General features: G+C 70.8%; 18 protein-coding genes and 1 pseudogene. 9 read left to right on the forward strand and 10 right to left on the reverse strand.

What is annotated here, in order from left to right; all coding sequences use genetic code 11:
* Positions 1-2: 2 nt before the first annotated feature.
* From QN152_04000 to QN152_04015, 4 genes are read left to right on the forward strand one after another with little or no spacing between them, the layout of a single operon-like run.
* Positions 3-701, forward strand: a complete 699-nt coding sequence (locus QN152_04000) for an aspartate/glutamate racemase family protein (protein MDR7538678.1) — start codon at positions 3-5, stop codon at positions 699-701.
* Positions 698-1,765 (forward strand): DUF917 family protein, encoded by a 1,068-nt coding sequence (locus tag QN152_04005; protein ID MDR7538679.1) that lies wholly within the window; start codon positions 698-700, stop codon positions 1,763-1,765. The genes QN152_04000 and QN152_04005 overlap by 4 nt, the downstream gene beginning before the upstream one ends.
* Before the next feature lie 9 nt (positions 1,766-1,774).
* Positions 1,775-2,725, forward strand: coding sequence for a DUF1177 domain-containing protein (locus QN152_04010; GenBank protein MDR7538680.1), 951 nt, complete (start codon positions 1,775-1,777; stop codon positions 2,723-2,725).
* Positions 2,722-3,378 (forward strand): AroM family protein, encoded by a 657-nt coding sequence (locus QN152_04015; protein ID MDR7538681.1) that lies wholly within the window; start codon positions 2,722-2,724, stop codon positions 3,376-3,378. The genes QN152_04010 and QN152_04015 overlap by 4 nt, the downstream gene beginning before the upstream one ends.
* Before the next feature lie 14 nt (positions 3,379-3,392).
* Here QN152_04015 and QN152_04020 read toward each other — a convergent pair whose 3' ends face one another.
* The 5 genes from QN152_04020 to QN152_04040 all read right to left on the reverse strand — a co-directional run bounded on the left by QN152_04020 (position 3,393) and on the right by QN152_04040 (position 7,136).
* Positions 3,393-3,833 (reverse strand): DNA methylase, encoded by a 441-nt coding sequence (locus QN152_04020; GenBank protein ID MDR7538682.1) that lies wholly within the window; start codon positions 3,831-3,833, stop codon positions 3,393-3,395.
* Complete coding sequence (locus tag QN152_04025) at positions 3,830-4,528, reverse strand: hypothetical protein (GenBank protein ID MDR7538683.1); 699 nt, start codon at positions 4,526-4,528, stop codon at positions 3,830-3,832. Before QN152_04025 ends, QN152_04020 begins: the two co-directional genes overlap by 4 nt.
* Positions 4,529-4,535: 7 nt before the next feature.
* Entirely contained in the window at positions 4,536-5,405 is an 870-nt protein-coding gene (locus tag QN152_04030) for an N-acetylmuramic acid 6-phosphate etherase (GenBank protein MDR7538684.1), read from the reverse strand.
* Positions 5,402-5,953, reverse strand: a complete 552-nt coding sequence (locus QN152_04035; protein MDR7538685.1) for an anhydro-N-acetylmuramic acid kinase — start codon at positions 5,951-5,953, stop codon at positions 5,402-5,404. Before QN152_04035 ends, QN152_04030 begins: the two co-directional genes overlap by 4 nt.
* A gap of 64 nt (positions 5,954-6,017) precedes the next feature.
* Positions 6,018-7,136 carry a serine hydrolase gene (locus tag QN152_04040; GenBank protein ID MDR7538686.1) on the reverse strand — a complete coding sequence of 373 codons (1,119 nt, stop codon included), beginning with the start codon at positions 7,134-7,136 and terminating at the stop codon, positions 6,018-6,020.
* Between the two features lie 717 nt (positions 7,137-7,853).
* Here QN152_04040 and QN152_04045 point away from each other — a divergent pair.
* The 5 genes and pseudogenes from QN152_04045 (at position 7,854) to QN152_04065 (ending at position 11,280) form a co-directional block, all read left to right on the forward strand.
* On the forward strand, positions 7,854-8,147 hold the full coding sequence (locus tag QN152_04045) for a hypothetical protein (GenBank protein MDR7538687.1): 294 nt from the start codon (positions 7,854-7,856) through the stop codon (positions 8,145-8,147).
* A 162-nt stretch (positions 8,148-8,309) separates the two neighbouring features.
* The gene (locus QN152_04050; protein ID MDR7538688.1) at positions 8,310-9,041 is read left to right on the forward strand and encodes a (Fe-S)-binding protein; all 732 of its coding nucleotides are present in this window, start codon (positions 8,310-8,312) and stop codon (positions 9,039-9,041) included.
* Positions 9,038-10,417, forward strand: a complete 1,380-nt coding sequence (locus QN152_04055) for a LutB/LldF family L-lactate oxidation iron-sulfur protein (GenBank protein ID MDR7538689.1) — start codon at positions 9,038-9,040, stop codon at positions 10,415-10,417. Before QN152_04050 ends, QN152_04055 begins: the two co-directional genes overlap by 4 nt.
* 26 nt (positions 10,418-10,443) lie before the next feature.
* Positions 10,444-11,079, forward strand: coding sequence for an LUD domain-containing protein (locus QN152_04060; protein MDR7538690.1), 636 nt, complete (start codon positions 10,444-10,446; stop codon positions 11,077-11,079).
* Between the two features lie 26 nt (positions 11,080-11,105).
* Positions 11,106-11,280 (forward strand): annotated as a pseudogene (locus QN152_04065) (ATP-binding protein).
* On the opposite strand, the gene QN152_04070 reads toward QN152_04065, so the two are convergent.
* The 5 genes from QN152_04070 to QN152_04090 form a co-directional block, all read right to left on the reverse strand.
* Positions 11,226-11,501: an HD domain-containing protein gene (locus QN152_04070; GenBank protein ID MDR7538691.1), complete on the reverse strand. Its 276-nt coding sequence runs from the start codon at positions 11,499-11,501 to the stop codon at positions 11,226-11,228. The pseudogene QN152_04065 and the gene QN152_04070 overlap by 55 nt on opposite strands.
* Positions 11,480-11,647: a hypothetical protein gene (locus QN152_04075; protein ID MDR7538692.1), complete on the reverse strand. Its 168-nt coding sequence runs from the start codon at positions 11,645-11,647 to the stop codon at positions 11,480-11,482. Before QN152_04075 ends, QN152_04070 begins: the two co-directional genes overlap by 22 nt.
* A 132-nt stretch (positions 11,648-11,779) precedes the next feature.
* On the reverse strand, positions 11,780-12,811 hold the full coding sequence (locus QN152_04080) for an NAD-dependent epimerase/dehydratase family protein (GenBank protein ID MDR7538693.1): 1,032 nt from the start codon (positions 12,809-12,811) through the stop codon (positions 11,780-11,782).
* Positions 12,808-14,211 carry an MmgE/PrpD family protein gene (locus QN152_04085; GenBank protein MDR7538694.1) on the reverse strand — a complete coding sequence of 468 codons (1,404 nt, stop codon included), beginning with the start codon at positions 14,209-14,211 and terminating at the stop codon, positions 12,808-12,810. Before QN152_04085 ends, QN152_04080 begins: the two co-directional genes overlap by 4 nt.
* The gene (locus QN152_04090; protein ID MDR7538695.1) at positions 14,208-15,269 is read right to left on the reverse strand and encodes a membrane dipeptidase; all 1,062 of its coding nucleotides are present in this window, start codon (positions 15,267-15,269) and stop codon (positions 14,208-14,210) included. The genes QN152_04085 and QN152_04090 overlap by 4 nt, the downstream gene beginning before the upstream one ends.
* Positions 15,270-15,271: the final 2 nt, after the last annotated feature.

The following is a 15,271-nucleotide window of genomic DNA, read 5'->3' on the forward strand; positions in this document are numbered from 1 at the left end:
TGATGGCTGCCGTCCTCCACGTCATTCCGGTGCGGGCGCGGCCCGGGCGCGTGGAGCGGGAGCGGGCGCGCCTGGCCGCCTTCGTCCCCGGCGTGGCCGTGCACGTCATCGACCTGCCCCGGGGGCCGCAGGACCTGGAGTTCTTCGTGGACGACCACGCCGCCGTAGGGCAGATGCTGGAGGTCCTGCCTGGCTACGTGGCGGCGCACCGCATCGGCGCCGTCAGCATCGGCTGCTTCTACGACCCGGGGCTGTGGGAACTGCGCGAGGCGCTGGAGGTCCCGGTGGTGGGAATCGGCGAGGCCGGCCTGCTGCTGGCGGGGATCGTGGCCTGGCGCCTGGCCGTGCTGGTGGGAGACTGGAAGTGGGTTCCGAAGATGCAGGCCAACGCCCACGCTCTGGGTCTGGGCCACCGCATCTGCGCCTGGCGCTCCATCGACCGCTCCGTCCAGGCCATGCAGGACGATCCCGAGGAGACCTACCGGGCGGTGCGGCGCGCCGCGTCATACGCCCGGGACCAAGACCACGCCGAGGCGGTGGTCCTCGGTTGCGGAGCGTTGAGCGGCCTGGCGGAGCGCCTGCAGGAGGAGGTGGGCATGCCGGTCATCGACCCGGTCCCTGCCGGCGTGTTGCTGGCCTGTGCCCTGGCTTCCCTGGGGCTTCGGACGAGCAAGATCGGAGGGTACCGGCCCAGGGGATGAAGCTCCGAGCAGAAGACATCGAGCCGCTGGTCATCGGCGGTGCCCTCCTGGGCGGCGGGGGTGGAGGCGACGCGGAGAAGGGCCGCCGCTTCGCGCAGGTCGCGCTGTCCCTGGGCGCACCTGAGCTCGTCCCCCTGGAGGCGCTGCCCCCGGACGCCACGGTGGTCACGGTGGCGCTGGTGGGGTCGCCCGCCGCGGTGGAGCAGCACGTGGAGCCGGAGGACCTGGCGCGCAGCCTGCAGCTGCTCCAGGAGGCCTTCGGGATCCGGGTCGACGCCATCAACGGCAACGAAAACGGTGGGTTCGCCTCCACAAACGGGTGGGTGCAGTCGGCCCTGCTGGGTATCCCCATCGTGGACGCGCCCTGCAACGGGCGGGCCCACCCCACCGCCCTGATGGGGGCCATTGGGCTGCACCGGGTCCCAGGCTACCTCTCCCGGCAGGCCGCCGCAGGCGGGGCGGGTCCGCGCCACCTGGAGCTGACAGTATCAGGTTCTCTCGAGGTCGCCTCGGCAACGGTGCGGCAGGCCGCGGTGCAGGCGGGCGGGGTGGTGGCGGTGGCGCGTAACCCGGTGGATGCGGCCTATCTGGCCTCGCACGGGGCGCCCGGAGCGCTGGCCATGGCGCGGCGGGTCGGGGAAGCGATGCTTGCGGCCATGCCCGCCGGAAGTCAGGCGGTGTGGTCGGCGGCGGCCGGCGCCCTGGGCGGGCAGGTGGTCGACGTAGGTACCGTGCTGCAGGTGCGTCTGGAAACCAGCGGCGGGTTCGACCGGGGGACGGTCACGGTCCGCGGCGCCCGCACCTGGGAGATCACGATCTGGAACGAGTACATGACGCTGGAAGGGGATGGCGACCGGGAGGCCACCTTCCCCGACCTGATCGCCACGCTTGACGAGCGGGGGATGCCCCGCACCTCCGCAGAGCTACGCCAGGGGATGACTGTGGCCATCCTTACGGCACCGCAGGAGCGGCTGCTGCTGGGCGCGGGAGCGCGGGATCCGAACCTGCTGGATGCAGCGGGAGCAGTGGTGGGGAAGGACCTGCACCGGCACACTGTGAGGTGAGGGAGCAAGATGTGGAAGCAGACGGTTGAGGCGTACGAGCTGCTGGACGCGGCTTCCGTCACCGGGGAGACTGTGGCTGCAGCACTGCGGTTGCGGGGCCTGGACGTCCGGGTGCAGCACGTGGAGGGTGAGCGGGGTGCCACGGACCTCCTGCGGGTCTTCGTGCCGGGGACGCAGGGACGCTCCAGCGGAGGGGGTGCGCCCACACTGGGAGTCATCGGGCAGCTTGGGGGCATTGGGGCCCGTCCGGCGCGTCTCGGTCTGGTCTCCGATGCCGACGGGGCCATCACCGCCGTGGCCGTGGCCATGAAGCTGGGCGACATGCGGCAGGCCGGAGACGTCCTGCCGGGTGACGTGATCGTGACTACCCACATCTGCCCGGCGGCGCCCACCCGCCCGCACCACCCGGTGCCCTTCATGGACAGCCCCGTGGGCATCGACACGCTGGTCCGTCTCTCCGTCGACCCGGCCATGGAGGCGATCCTCTCCATCGACACCACGCGGGGGAACCGCATCATCAACACCCGGGGCATCGCTATCTCCCCCACGGTCAAGGAGGGCTACATCCTGCGGGTGAGCGAGGATCTCCTGGACGTCCTGCAGGCGGTCACGGGGCGCCTGCCGGTGGTCTTGCCTGTGACCACCCAGGACCTCACCCCGTACGGCAACGGCATCTTCCACCTGAACAGCATCCTGCAGCCGGCCACGGTCACCTCGGCCCCGGTGGTCGGCGTGGCCCTGACCGCGGAGGTGCCCGTCCCTGGCCCGGCCACGGGAGCGAGTCAGGCAGCGGACATCGAGCAGGCGGCGCGGTTCTGCCTGGAGGTGGCCAAGGCCTTCGGCGCCGGGCGCTGTTGCTTCTACGACCCCGACGAGTTCGGCCGGCTGGTGGGGCTGTACGGGTCGATGCGGCACCTGCAGGCTCCCCAGCCCTGGCCGGTGGCAGGTGGGTGGCCGTGAGCCGGCTGGGCGTCCTCACCATCGGCCAGTCTCCCCGCAGCGATGTTGTTCCGCTGCTGGCGGAGTGGCTGGGGGGAGAGGTCGTCGAGGCCGGAGCGCTGGACGGGCTGGCCGAGGTGGAGATCGCCGCGCTGGCACCCGCTTCCGGCGAGTACTTGCTGGCCACGCGGCTGCGCGACGGTCGTCAGGTCACCGTCAGCCGGGAGCGCATCCTGCCCCACATACAGCGGGCGCTGGACCGGCTGGCGCCGCAGGTGGACGTGGTCCTCCTCCTGTGCACCGGGGAGTTCCCCCCGCTGGCGAGCGAGCAGCTGCTTATTGAACCGAGTCGGGTGCTGCACCACGTGGTTGCGGGTGTTGCTGGCGGCCGCCGGCTGGGCGTGCTGGTACCCCTGCCCGCGCAGGTGGAAGAGGCACGTCGGCGCTGGCAAGCCGCTGGCCCGGTCGCCGCCGTGGCCGCGGCGTCGCCCTACGGAAACGCGGATTTTTCTGGTGCGGGGAGAGCGCTGCGGGAAGCGGGAGCGGAGCTCATCGTCATGGACTGCATGGGCTACACGCCGGGGCACAAGCGCCAGGTAGTCGCTGCTGCTGCTCGGCCGGTAGTCCTGGCCGGGACGGCGGTGGCCGCGGTGCTTCGGGAACTCCTGACCTGAGGGCGCCCCACCCATCACCTCCTGCCCCAAGTCCCCCGAATCCCCCAGAGGAAGATGCGAGCAGTCACCGGCCCAATGCCTTTAAACTCCTGGAGACGACGCCCGAGATCTCGCGGGCTCTTGGATTGCCTCAGCATGTTGGTGAGGGTCCCGTAGCGCTCCTTGAGGGTCCCGCAGACCTTCAACAGCTTGGTGGCGGTGGAGAAATCATATCTCACGTAGTGAGCGCGATCGAGCACCGCCACCAGCCTGTCCCAGCCCGCACCTAGAATGGCTTCGGGTGTGACCAGGCCCTCTTTCACAAATTCCTCATAAGCGCGTCGTGCCACGGTCTGCTGGATAGGCTTTCCGAAGAGCAGGCATGCCAGGAACCACTTGAACCGCTCGCCTTCATCCCTGGAGGTCAGGTTGATGCCCAGGTCAGCAGGCCAGAGGTTTCTCCTTCGTCTCTTCACAAGCCACCTGAATTCTGCTGGGGACGTTCCCCTGGGACGACCATCACGTACACCGGATTGCGGGCCCGGGGGGACGCGCTCGAGCCGCCGTCCAGCAGAAATGCGTGGGTGTACCCCCACAGGCGCATCAGCGCCTGTACAGCCGCCAGGTCCTGCCATGCCTCCAGGGAAGCAAACGCCGTGCCCCCCTCGACCCATAGAAGGGCGCGGCGGTGGGTGGTGGCGCGCATCACCCGAGCATCATACGTCCGGCCAAAGGTGCGACCCCCCACCAGCAACGGGCCGCCACGCATCTCCCACGCTGCCTGCGGGTCTGGCGTGCTGACCGAGCGCAGGCGCCCCGGATGGTAGGCGAGGATGGGCCAGTCGTCGTGAGCGCCCATCGGCCGGATCACCTGCGTTCCGATGCGTACGTACTCCACAGGTTCGCCCTGCCAGTGGTAGGGACCGGTGGTAACGTGGAGAGCGGCGTGGGTGGCTGAGCGCGCCGCAGCGATGGGCACGCCACCGGGCCAGTAGGCGAGGCGGATGGCGTGGCACCGATGGTCAAATACGTGTAGCCGGGCCGCGCGGGAGGCCCTGAGCACACTGGACCGGCATGGGGACGTCCGGCCTGCAGCGTGAGCGATGTCGTTGAGCTGCACCGCAGTTACGGCCAGGATCACGGAGAGTGCGCCCAAGCGGTACGCCGGCAAGGTAACATCACCTCCTTCTGCGTGCGCGCCTGAGGGCCAGGCGGACGGAGCCACCCGCCTCCTGTAACAGACGACGGGCGGGTGCGGCGTCCACCCCGGCCAGACCCATCACCAGAGCCACCTTGGTCTCTCCGCCGGCGCGGGCCAGCAGGGTCTCCGCCCCAGCAGGCGAGCGCCCCGTCACCTCCGCCACGATGTCCGTGGCGCGGCGGCGGAGCTTCTCGTTGAGCGGCCGCACGTCCACCATCAGGTCCCGGTAGACATGTCCCAGGCGGACCATCGCCGCCGTGCTCAGCATGTTCAGAACCAGCTTCTGCGCGGTACCGGCCTTCATCCGGGTGGAGCCGCGCAGCACCTCTTCCCCCACCTGGGGAGCAATGAGGATGTGACAGACCCGCGCCAGCGGGCTGCGCGTTGTGGTGGTGACCCCGATGGTGCGGGCGCCCCTCTGCCTGGCCTCCTCCACGGCTGCCACGGTGAAGGGCGTGCTGCCACTGGCAGTTACGCCCACCACCACGTCAGCCGGGCCCACCTTCAGGCGCCGCATCCGCCGGCGTCCCAGCTCCGCGTCGTCCTCCAGGGGAGAGGTGGCCCGGACGGTGGAGGCAATGCCGCCGGCCACCACCGCCTGCACCCTCTCAGGGCTCACCCCGAAGGTGGGAGGGACTTCCAGTGCGTCCAGCAGAGCCAGTCGGCCGCTGGTGCCTGCGCCCACGTAGATCAGACGCCCGCCGCCGCGCAGCGCCGCCTCCACGGCCCGGACCGCGGCGGCGATCCTGGGCAGGACCCGGCCCACCACGGGGGCCACCCGGCGGTCCTCCCGGTTGATGGCGCGCAGCAGCGCCGGCAGGCTCAGCGCGTCTAGGTCGCGTCTCATCCGGGCGTCTGCGGTCTCGTCAGGGCGCCCGGCCTTCGCCTCGCGGGGGGCAACGGCCCCGGGTAGATGGCGCCCAGGACCACCGGGTGCCGGGCGCCTGTGGCGCCAGGGACGCTGGTGGCCAGCCCCATCACCGCACCATGCGCCAGAATGGCGAAGGCGATCGCCTCCCTGGCGTCGCTGTCCACACCCAGCCCGGAGGTCGTCCTCAGCGGCAGCGGCGCCAGCGCCCGCGCCAGCCGGGCCATCAGCGTCGCGTTGTGCACACCGCCCCCGGAGACGACCACCCCGTCGGGCACATGCCGGGGGAAGATGAAGCGGCGGCGCGCGCTTCCCCCTTCGGTCAGGGCCCGCAACCTCTCCCCCAATCCGGCGGGGTAGGGCTTCGCCAGCGTGAGGCGCACCTGGACCCGGGCCTGCTCGCCTGCCTCCGAAATCTCCACGCCCGCCGCGTCGGCGGCATCCGCCGAGGTCCCGGAGATCAGGCCGATGACGGTGCGGGAGGGTTTGTCCGCCAGCGCCTCGAGCAGCCTTGCCAGCCAGCTCATCCTCGTCCCTGCGGCGGTGGCGTCCGCCGGCTCGCTCCCGCTTCCCGCGTTCGCGCCGACCGGCTCATCCCAGCGCCTCCAGCACGGCATCGTGCACCGCCCGCCGCAGCGCGTCGATGGCGGTAGCATCAGCCGGCGCCCGGGGGTGGACCCGGTTGGTCAGCAGCACCACTACCAGCGCCCGCTGTGGCTCCACCAGCAGGGATGTTCCGGTGAATCCGGTGTGCCCGAACGCCCGGGGCGAAGCCCGTTCGCCCATCCAGTCTGCGCCGAGGCGGCAGCGCCAGCCCAGCCCCATCCCCGTCCCCAGGCGCGATCCGATCTGATCCCGCACCGCCTCCGCCGCCACGCCTTCATCAAGTAGCCGCCCGCCAGGCGCCCACCCGCCGTGCAGCATCGCCTGCCCCAGCACCGCCACCTCATCCGCCGGGCCGAAGAGGCCGGCGTGCCCGGCGACCCCACCGAAGGTGTAGTGGCAGTTCCCGTCGTGCACCTGGCCCACGATCACCCCGTTCCTCCAGGCGAAGCCCTCCCCTTCAGCGCCCGCGACCCGCCGCTCGTACTCATTGCCCGCCTCCGTAGCCACGCAGCGCCCTCGCCAGCGAAGGGGAGGGCGGAATCTCGTCCACCGCCAGCCCAGAACCGGCGCGATGCACCGGGCAACGTAGCGGTCCAGCGGCATCCCGCCGATGCGGGCGACAACCTCTCCCAGGACGACGTACCCCAGGTCGCTGTATTCGAACCGCTCTCCGGGCGAGCCGTTCGCCGGCTGACGGCAGATGTAGTCCCAAGCCTCCCGGGCAGACCTGGTGTGCAGGTAGAGGCGGACCCACGCTGGCAGGCCGGCGGTGTGGGTGAGCAGGTGGCGCAGGGTCACCGCCTCCTTCCCCGCGGCACCGAAGGCCGGCAGGTAGTCGCGCACCGGGCGGTCGATGTCCAGGACCCCGGCCGCCCAGAGCTGCAGCACCGCCGTGGCAGTGACCGGCTTGGTCAGCGAGGCCAGGTCGAAGATCGCCCCGGGCGTCATGCCCCGCCGCCGGGGCAGCATCTGCGCCCACCCGTAGGCATGGTGGTGCACGACATGCCCGCCCTGTCTGACCTGCAGCACCGCCCCGGGGAAGATACCCTCCGCCATGGCCCGCTCCAGCAGCGTCTCGACGGCGTGCAGCTGAGCGCTGCGCACGCTCCTTTCCCCGGGAAGGTCACGCAGGCCTGGCATCAGCGGGACATCAGGAGGAGGTCCAGGTCGGGCGCAGCCGCAGGTCTAGCAGCTTATGCAGGCCGTCGTCCACCAGGTCGAACCCCAGGACCGCCAGCTTGAGCGCTAAGGTGCCGGAACCTGAGCCTGCGCCCCGCCCAGAGCCAGCAGCAGGGCTGCCACAACCGACATCCGCCATACGTTCATGGTTCACTTCCAGGGGCATCGTTCACCGCTACCTTTCACCGCCCCCGGCACCAACCCTGCTCTCCGCAGAGGGGGTGAGGACGACTAAGCCCCGGAGGTTTTGGTTCGAGAGGGTAATGTAACCGGCCTGAGGGAGACGACGCCCCCGCGAGCCCTGCGGCCCGCATCAGCCGTGCTACCCGCTTGCGCCCGCACCGCAGCCCGCAGGCCCGCAGCTCCGCCCACACCCGGGAGGCCCGTACGTCCGGCCGCTGCCCTCCCAGATGCCCCGCATCCGCTCCACCAGCTCCTGGTCCCCCTGCCGGCGTCGGCTCGGCCTACGACTTCGCCACGCGTAGTCCCCGCTGGGGGAGACTCTCGGCTCCCGGCACATCCAGGTCACCCCGTTCACCCTTTCCTGCTCCTACCTGGCCAAAGGGCTCTACGGCTTGGACGGTCTTTTGACCGAAGAAGGCGGCCGCTTCCTTCGGGGTCCCCGTGAAGTCTGTGCCTTCAGTGGAGCGGCCCGCCAGCCAGCTGTGGGAGAGCGCCGCGGTGGTGGTGGAGCCCAAGGGCCGGGTGGTGGTGCGCACGGGGTCAGTGCCCCACGGCCAAGGCCACGAGACGTCCTTCGCCCAGATCGCCGCGGCCCTGTTGCAGGTGCACCCGGACGACGTGGGCTGGCAGGACGGCCGGCTGTGGGTTCGGGGCGTGCCCAAGCGGGCGGTCTCGTGGCAGGTGGTGGCCGCCGCCGCGTACCAGCCGCAACGGCTGCCGCCGGACCTGGAGATAGGCCTTCCAGTACGATGACCAGGGGCAACCCCTGACAGCCACCCTCCCGAGTACGGGGTCTCGCGGGTGGTGCACGCGCCACCCCGGTCAGCGAGTTTCTGTCAGGCCACCGGTCGTTGCGGGGCTGGTGCGGGTCGTGCGCAGGACCCCGGGACCCGGAGGGCGTACGCATTCCCTGGAATGGCTGACGGCCCGCCTCGCGTGGCCCTGTTCGTCACCTGCCTGGTGGACCAGTTCGCCCCCGAGGTGGCACGGGCGACCCAACGGGTGCTGGAGCGGGTGGGGGTAGCGGCGGCGGTGCCGGCGGACCAGACCTGCTGCGGTCAACCCCTCCTGAACGATGGCTTCCCCGACCAGGCAGCACAGCTCGCCCGGCGGTGGATGCAGACCTTCGAACCCTTCGACGCGGTGGTTACCCCGTCCGGGTCGTGCGCCACCACCGTGCGGGAGTTCTACCCGCAGCTCCTGGCCACTGATCCGTGGGCAGGCCGCGTCCGGGCCGTGGCGCACCGCACCTACGAGCTGTCCGAGTTCCTGGTGCGGGTGCTGCGCGTCGAGGACGTGGGTGCCCGCTTCCCGCATCGCGTGGCCTTCCACGCCTCCTGCCACCTGCTGAGGAACTGCGGTGCGGCCGACTGCGCGCGGGCCCTCCTCCGTCGGGTGACGGGGCTGCAGTTAGTGGAGCTGGCCCACCCGGAGGCCTGCTGCGGGTTCGGGGGTCTGTTCTGCGTGAAGTTCCCGGAGGTGTCCGAGGCCATGCTGCGGGACAAACTGCACGACGCGGCCTCCACGGCCGCGGAGGCGCTGGTATCCACCGACCTGGGCTGCCTGCTGCACCTGGCAGGCGGTGGGAGCCGGCAGCGGATCGCCCTGCGCTGTCTACACCTGGCGGAGGTGCTGGGCGGGTTGTGACCCCCACCGCGGTCGGATTCCGGGAAGCGAGCGCCCGCGCGGTGCTGGATCCCACGTTGCGCGAGGCCATCCGGAGGGTGACCGACAACCTCGTCGCACGTCGCGCACAGGTGACCGCCGAGCTCCCACACTTCAATGCCCTGCGGGACCGCGCCAAGCGGATCAAGGAACATACGCTGGCCAACCTGGACCGGTACCTGGAGCAGCTGGAGGGTGCCGTGCACGCCCGAGGTGGCCACGTGCACTGGGCCCGGGACGCGGAGGAGGCGGCGGCGTGCGTGGTACGGGTCTGCCGCGAGGCGGGCGCCCGCCGGGTGGCCAAGAGCAAGTCCATGGTCACAGAAGAAGTAGAGCTCAACCGGGCCCTCCTGGAGGCCGGCATGGAACCCGTGGAGACGGACCTGGGCGAGTTCGTGGTACAGATCAGCGGTGACCGGCCGTCCCACCTCATCGCACCCATCATCCACAGGCGGCGGGAGGACGTGGCGGAGCTGTTTGCCCGCCACCTGGGTACCCCGCCGGACGCGTCCGTCCCGATCCTCACCGCGGCGGCCCGTGCCCACCTTCGGCAGACGTTCCTCGGAGCGGACGTGGGGATCACTGGCGCCAACTTCCTGGTGGCGGAGACGGGCACCGTGGTGGTGGTGGAGAACGAGGGTAACGCCCGGATGGTGACCACCCTGCCGCGGGTGCACGTGGCGGTGGCAGGCATCGAGAAGGTGGTCCCGCGGCTGGCGGATCTGGCGGTGTTCCTGCCCCTGCTGGTCCGCAGCGCCACGGGGCAGCGGCTTTCCGCGTACGTGTCGTTCCTCACAGGCCCACGGAGGCCCGGGGAGATGGACGGGCCGGATGCGTTTCACCTGGTGCTGGTGGACAACGGCCGCAGCCGGATGCTGGCCGACCCAGAGTTGCGGGAGGGCCTGCAGTGTATCCGCTGCAGCGCCTGCCTCAACGTCTGTCCGGTGTACGAGCGGGCCGGTGGACACGCCTATGGCTCCGTGTACTCGGGGCCCATCGGCGCGGTGCTGACCCCCGCGCTGACCGGCGGCCGGGGGCTGCTGGACCTGCCCTTCGCGTCGAGCCTGTGCGGGGCGTGCCGGGACGTGTGCCCGCTGCGCATCGAAATCCCCCGCATGCTGGTGGCCCTGCGGGCACGGGCGCGCTGGACGGCGGCAGCCAGCTGGGAGCGGAGGGCCGCACGGATGGCGGGCTGGCTGCTGTCCCGTCCGCGGCTGTACCGGTGGGCGTCGGCCGCCGTGCGGGCGCTGGAGCCCCTGGTCCGTCGCGTACCGGCAGGTCCTCTGCACCGCTGGGCGCGTGGCCGGGACCTGCCGCGCCTCAGCCCCACACCCTTTCACCGGGACTCACGAAGGTGAACAGCCGGGAGGAGATCCTGCGTGCCGTGCGATCCGCGCGGACGGGCGAGGCCCCGGACCTCCCTGCTCCGGAGGTACCGGCGGAGGCCGCGGAGTACCGTCGGCAGCTCAAAGCAGACCTACTGGGCGTGTTCGTCCGCCGTGCGGAGGAGCTGGGGGTCGGTGTGCACCGCCTGGACGATCCCGGACAGCTGGTCGCGGCGGTGGCGCGGCTGTGCGAGGGAAGGCGGACCTACGTGGAGCCGGCTCTACACGACCTTGGGGCCGCGCTGGGGGAGCTGGGGGTCCCCCTTGTGTACTGGGACCGGGTGGCGGAGGCGGAGGTGGGTGTTGCGGGTGCGGACTACGGGATCGCGGAGTCCGCCACCCTGGTGCTGCTGGCCCGCGCAGACCGGCCCCGTTCGGCGTCCCTGCTTCCACCGGTGCACGTGGCGCTGTTGCGGGAAGACCGGGTGCTCCCGGACCTTTTCGGCCTGGTGGAGCGGCTGGACGGGCTTCCGGCCGCGCTGGTGCTGACCAGCGGCCCCAGCCGGTCCGCGGACATCGAGATGAGCCTGGCGGTGGGCGTGCACGGCCCGGGGATCGTGCACGTGGTGCTGCTGCCGCCGGTCGGGCAGGAGGGGCGAGCGGGCCGGCAAACTAAAACCAGGCGGCACACCTGACCGACCGCGGCGAAGGAGGGAGCGTGAGGCTACAGCGACGCAGGCGCATCTACCTGGCACCGAAGCTCCTGATCATCCACGAGCCGGGCTACCTTCCCCCTCGACAAGCTCGGGGCAACGGTGTTTTCCCAGCTGGTGGCGGCGCGCTACGAGCGTGGCAGCATCGTCCTGACCTCGAACCAGACCTTTGGCGATTGGGGTAGGCCTTTGGACATCCAGAGGATGGCGCCGTGGATGGTGTGACGCTTGACGGCGGCGAACCCCTGTTCATTGAGACGGCCCGGCTTAAGCAGGATGCTCTCGGGCAAACAGATCTTGCCCACATCGTGCAGCAACGCCGCTCTTCGGACGACCAGCGCACTCTCCTCGGTCACACCTACTGCGGCGGCCAGCCGCACGCTCAAGGCGGCCACCTGCCGCACGTGCTCCTCCCGATGCCGACTGCTCGCCTCGACGGCCGCAGCTCCGTCCCCATGACCGTGTGGCCCTGGTGGCCCAGCACCTGCTGCAGGGAGATCCGGTGCGCCGCCTGGTCCTCGCTCACCAGGATCGTCCCCGTGGTCCCCATCTCTCCCCACTGTCCCCGTGACGCATCGATGCGAGGCCCGGAGAGCCTGGCATCCCCACCGGCTGGAGCAAACCCGAGGCGAGGATCCCGCGAGGCGAGAGAGGATGGGTATGCACACGGCTGAATCGTAGGCTACGCCCCGCGGCGGGCGGCGGCGACGGCGGCGTCGATGGCGGCGTAGTCAAGGGGAGCGGCGGCCCGCACCGCATCCGGCCGCCCGGCCAGCCAGCGCACCGTCGCCTCCAGGGCCGCCTCCGGGGAGACCACGTCGGTGTAACCCAGCTCTGCCCGCAGCCGCGTCGTGTCCAGCAGCAGGTGGGGCTGGATATGATAGGGGTCGATGCAGTAGGGCAGCGCCTGCGATGGGCGGTGAGGGGGGAGCAGACCCTCCGGTAAGTCGATGACCTCCCAGCGGTGGTCGAGGATGGCCGCCACCGCGTCGATGATCTGGCGGACGGTGAACTGGCCGGTATCCGCGGCGTTGCACACCCGTTCGTGCACCGGCGGCGCCTCCACCGCCAGAGCCACGGCGTGCGCCATGTTTTCCAGGTACCCGCGGCTGAAGAGGGCCTGCCCCCCGTTGGGGGCGATGACCACGGGCCGCCGGTCCAGGACCTGACGGACGTAGTACCACTCCCGGGGCGTGGTGTCTCCAGGTCCATACAGCGCCGGGTAGCGCAGGATGGTCAGGCGCACGCCACAAGAGGCCGCGGCGCGGCGCGCCGCTTCCTCCACCAGCACCTTGTCGTACCCGGCTTCCCGTCCGTACAGGTGGCGGACCGTGGCAGGGGGCGCGTCCTCGGCGATGGGCAGGGGGTGAGGATAGGGACGGTGGAACCACGCCGCCTCATAGGCGGCGTAGACATCGTAGCTGCTGATCACCACGTAGTGGGCGATCCGGCCGCCGAGGTGGCGCATCACCGACTCCACGTCCGTGTCGTTGATGGCGATCATGTCTACCACCGTCTCCACCTCCAGGGGCTCCACGGCCGCAGCGAAGGCCGCGGGGTCCCGCCGGTCGGCGAGCACCTCCCGGACCTGCGGAGGCAGCGGGGCGCGGTGAGTGCCGCGGTGCAGGCAGGTCACCCGGTAGCCGGCCCGGGCCAGGGCCCGCAGCAGATGCGGACCGGACCGTCTGGTCCCGCCGATGACCAGGACGTTCATCCGAGATCCGCGGCCAGGAGAGAGGTGAGCCCTCCTATGTGAGGCAGGGCCTCCAGGGTATGCACGGCCTCCCGCAGGCGGCTCACTCCCTTCCGACTGAGCGCCCGTCCCGCCAGGGTGGTGAACTTCTCCTCCACCTCCTCCACGGTCAGAGGGTTCCCCGGATCGCCGCGAGGAGATCTCACCCCGGCGGTGAGGCGCCTTCCGTCCCGCAGCACGACTTCCACCTCCGCCGGCCAGGGGGGTTGGCTGAGGGACCGGCGCCGGTGCAGCTCGTTGTAGGCCGCGGTGGCCCGCACCCGCACCCTGGGCAGAAGGTCGGCGATCCGCGGGTCCTGCAGCTTGGCCGCCCACGCCGTGGGCAGGTCTGTCTTCCCCTCCACCAGGGCTACGGCCAACTGGTAGGGGTGGCTGAAGATGGCATTGACGTGAGAGCGGATGTGGTAGCAGGTCCGGGCGGCGGACGAGCTGTTGGTGGTGACGGTGACGCTCTCCACCTCCGCAGGGTCCACCCCCTGCGCATGCAGCTTGAGCGCCGCCTCGATGGAGGCGTGCAGGTAACGGCAGGCCGGGTAGGGCTTCAGGTAGCACTCGGTCATCCGCCACCTCCTTCCCAGGTCCGCCGCCCCCTCCGGGGGCAGGTCTGCCCCCACGAGGCGCAGCAGGCCCCGTTCCCCTTCCAGGATGTCCACAGAGCCCAGGACGCCCCGCTGCGCCAGCAGCGCGGAGATGACCGCCCGCCTGGCCTCGTGCCCGGGACAGAGGTCTTTTTCCTGGCCTCCGCTGTGCACGTACTGGGCTCCGGCCAGCTGGAAGGATGCGGCCAGGCCCAGGGCCCCGGCCACCTGGTCCGCGGAGAGGCGCAGGAGGCGGCCCGCCGCCGCGGCGCCTGCCAGGGCACCGACGACGACGAAGTAGGGCAGGCGCACCGAGCCCGCCTCCACCGCCGCAAACAACGTGGCCGCCAGGTGGATGTACACCTCGTAGCCCAGCAGGAGGGCCGCCAGCACCTCCCTGCCGGAGGCGCCGCTGCGCTCGCCCACCGCCAGGCAAACGGGCACCAGCCGGTCATTGATATGTCCGCCCATGAAGTGCCCGTCGCTGAAGTCCAGGAAGTTGGCCAGCACGGCGTTGGCCATGGCCGCCTCCGCGCACGCCACTTTCTCTCCCGTACCTACCAGTGTGGCCTCGGCGCGGCCGGTGGCCTCGCGGGCGAGCCGGAGCACCCCGTCCACCACCGGATGCCGGGTGGCATACGCCCCCAGCATGATGCCCAGCGCGTCCAGCAGGTGCAGCTTCACCCGTTCGACCGCCTCAGGGGGGAACGCGTCCACCCTGGCCTGGGTGATGAACTCCGCCAGCTGGCGGGTGTACCCGGGTACCACGGAGACCTGGCTCACCCCACCACCTCCTCGATCAGCCGCAGGGCGTTGCCGCCGACGATCTTCTCGATCTCCTCGTCCCGATATCCCCGGGCCACCAGTCCGCGGATGATGTTCTTCCACTCCAGGGGCGATTCGATGCCGTACATGAAGTTGGCCGCCAGGGTGATACCCATACGCCTGAACTCCTCGGGCCGCTCCGCCTGCAGCTTGCGGTGCATCGCCACCTGGTCGTGGAAGGTGTTGTCCAGGCCGATGGCCACGTGCTCCACCCCCACCATCCGGGCCACGTAGTCCACATGGTCCAGCAGGTCGTCGATCCCCTGCTCCGGCTTGCTGGAGAGCTGATTGGGGATGGCCGAGATGCCCACCAGGCCACCTTTAGCGGCCACGGCGCGGATCTGCTCGTCGGTGATCAGGCGGGCGCACGGCGGGTTGAGGGCGCGAGCCCCGGTGTGGTTGAACAGAACCGGTGCCTCGGAGGAGGCGATGGCCTCCAGGGATGTCTGGATTCCGCAGTGCGACAGGTCGATGAGCACGCGCGCCGCGTTCAGCCGCCGCACCAGCTCCCGCCCGAAGCGGCTCAGACCGGTGTCCGTCTCCTCCCCGCAGCCGTCGCCGACAAAGTTGCGGGTGTTGAAGGTGAGCAGCATCATGCGCACGCCCATGCCGTAGAAGAGCTCCACTCGCTCCAGCTTGCGTCCTACGGCCTGTGGCTCCAGCTGGAACATCACCGCCTGCTGGCCGGCCCGCTTCGCCCGGCGCAGGTCCTCAGCCCGGGTGGCCACCACCATGCCGGGCTGGCGCGCCACCACGCTCTGGTAGCGGGCCAGCAGCTCCACCGCGTCGGCGAACTCCTCGGAGAGCACCGGTACCGCTTCGAAGAACCCGGTGACTCCGGTCTGGCGCACCAGGTCGTAGTCAAAGTGGAACTGTAGCGACCCGAAGATGTGAGTGTGCAGGTCGACGGTGACCAGGTCCTGGAAGAGACGCTCGGCCCGCTGGTGGTCCTCCGCGGGCAGCTTGATCAGCCGTTCCTCCAGCGGAATCCGCAGGTACTCCTCGCGGGTCAGCATGA

This window comes from Armatimonadota bacterium, assembly GCA_031459715.1.
Classification (GTDB): Bacteria; Sysuimicrobiota; Sysuimicrobiia; order Sysuimicrobiales; family Humicultoraceae; genus Humicultor; species Humicultor tengchongensis.

Coding starts and splice junctions, on each gene's coding strand:
- QN152_04000 (MDR7538678.1), top strand. CDS start 3: ATGGCTGCCGTCCTCCACGTCATTCCGGTGCGGGCGCGGCCCGGGCGC.
- QN152_04005 (MDR7538679.1), top strand. CDS start 698: ATGAAGCTCCGAGCAGAAGACATCGAGCCGCTGGTCATCGGCGGTGCC.
- QN152_04010 (MDR7538680.1), top strand. CDS start 1,775: ATGTGGAAGCAGACGGTTGAGGCGTACGAGCTGCTGGACGCGGCTTCC.
- QN152_04030 (MDR7538684.1), bottom strand. CDS start 5,405: ATGAGACGCGACCTAGACGCGCTGAGCCTGCCGGCGCTGCTGCGCGCC.
- QN152_04035 (MDR7538685.1), bottom strand. CDS start 5,953: ATGAGCTGGCTGGCAAGGCTGCTCGAGGCGCTGGCGGACAAACCCTCC.
- QN152_04050 (MDR7538688.1), top strand. CDS start 8,310: ATGGCTGACGGCCCGCCTCGCGTGGCCCTGTTCGTCACCTGCCTGGTG.
- QN152_04075 (MDR7538692.1), bottom strand. CDS start 11,647: ATGGGGACCACGGGGACGATCCTGGTGAGCGAGGACCAGGCGGCGCAC.
- QN152_04080 (MDR7538693.1), bottom strand. CDS start 12,811: ATGAACGTCCTGGTCATCGGCGGGACCAGACGGTCCGGTCCGCATCTG.
- QN152_04090 (MDR7538695.1), bottom strand. CDS start 15,269: ATGCTGACCCGCGAGGAGTACCTGCGGATTCCGCTGGAGGAACGGCTG.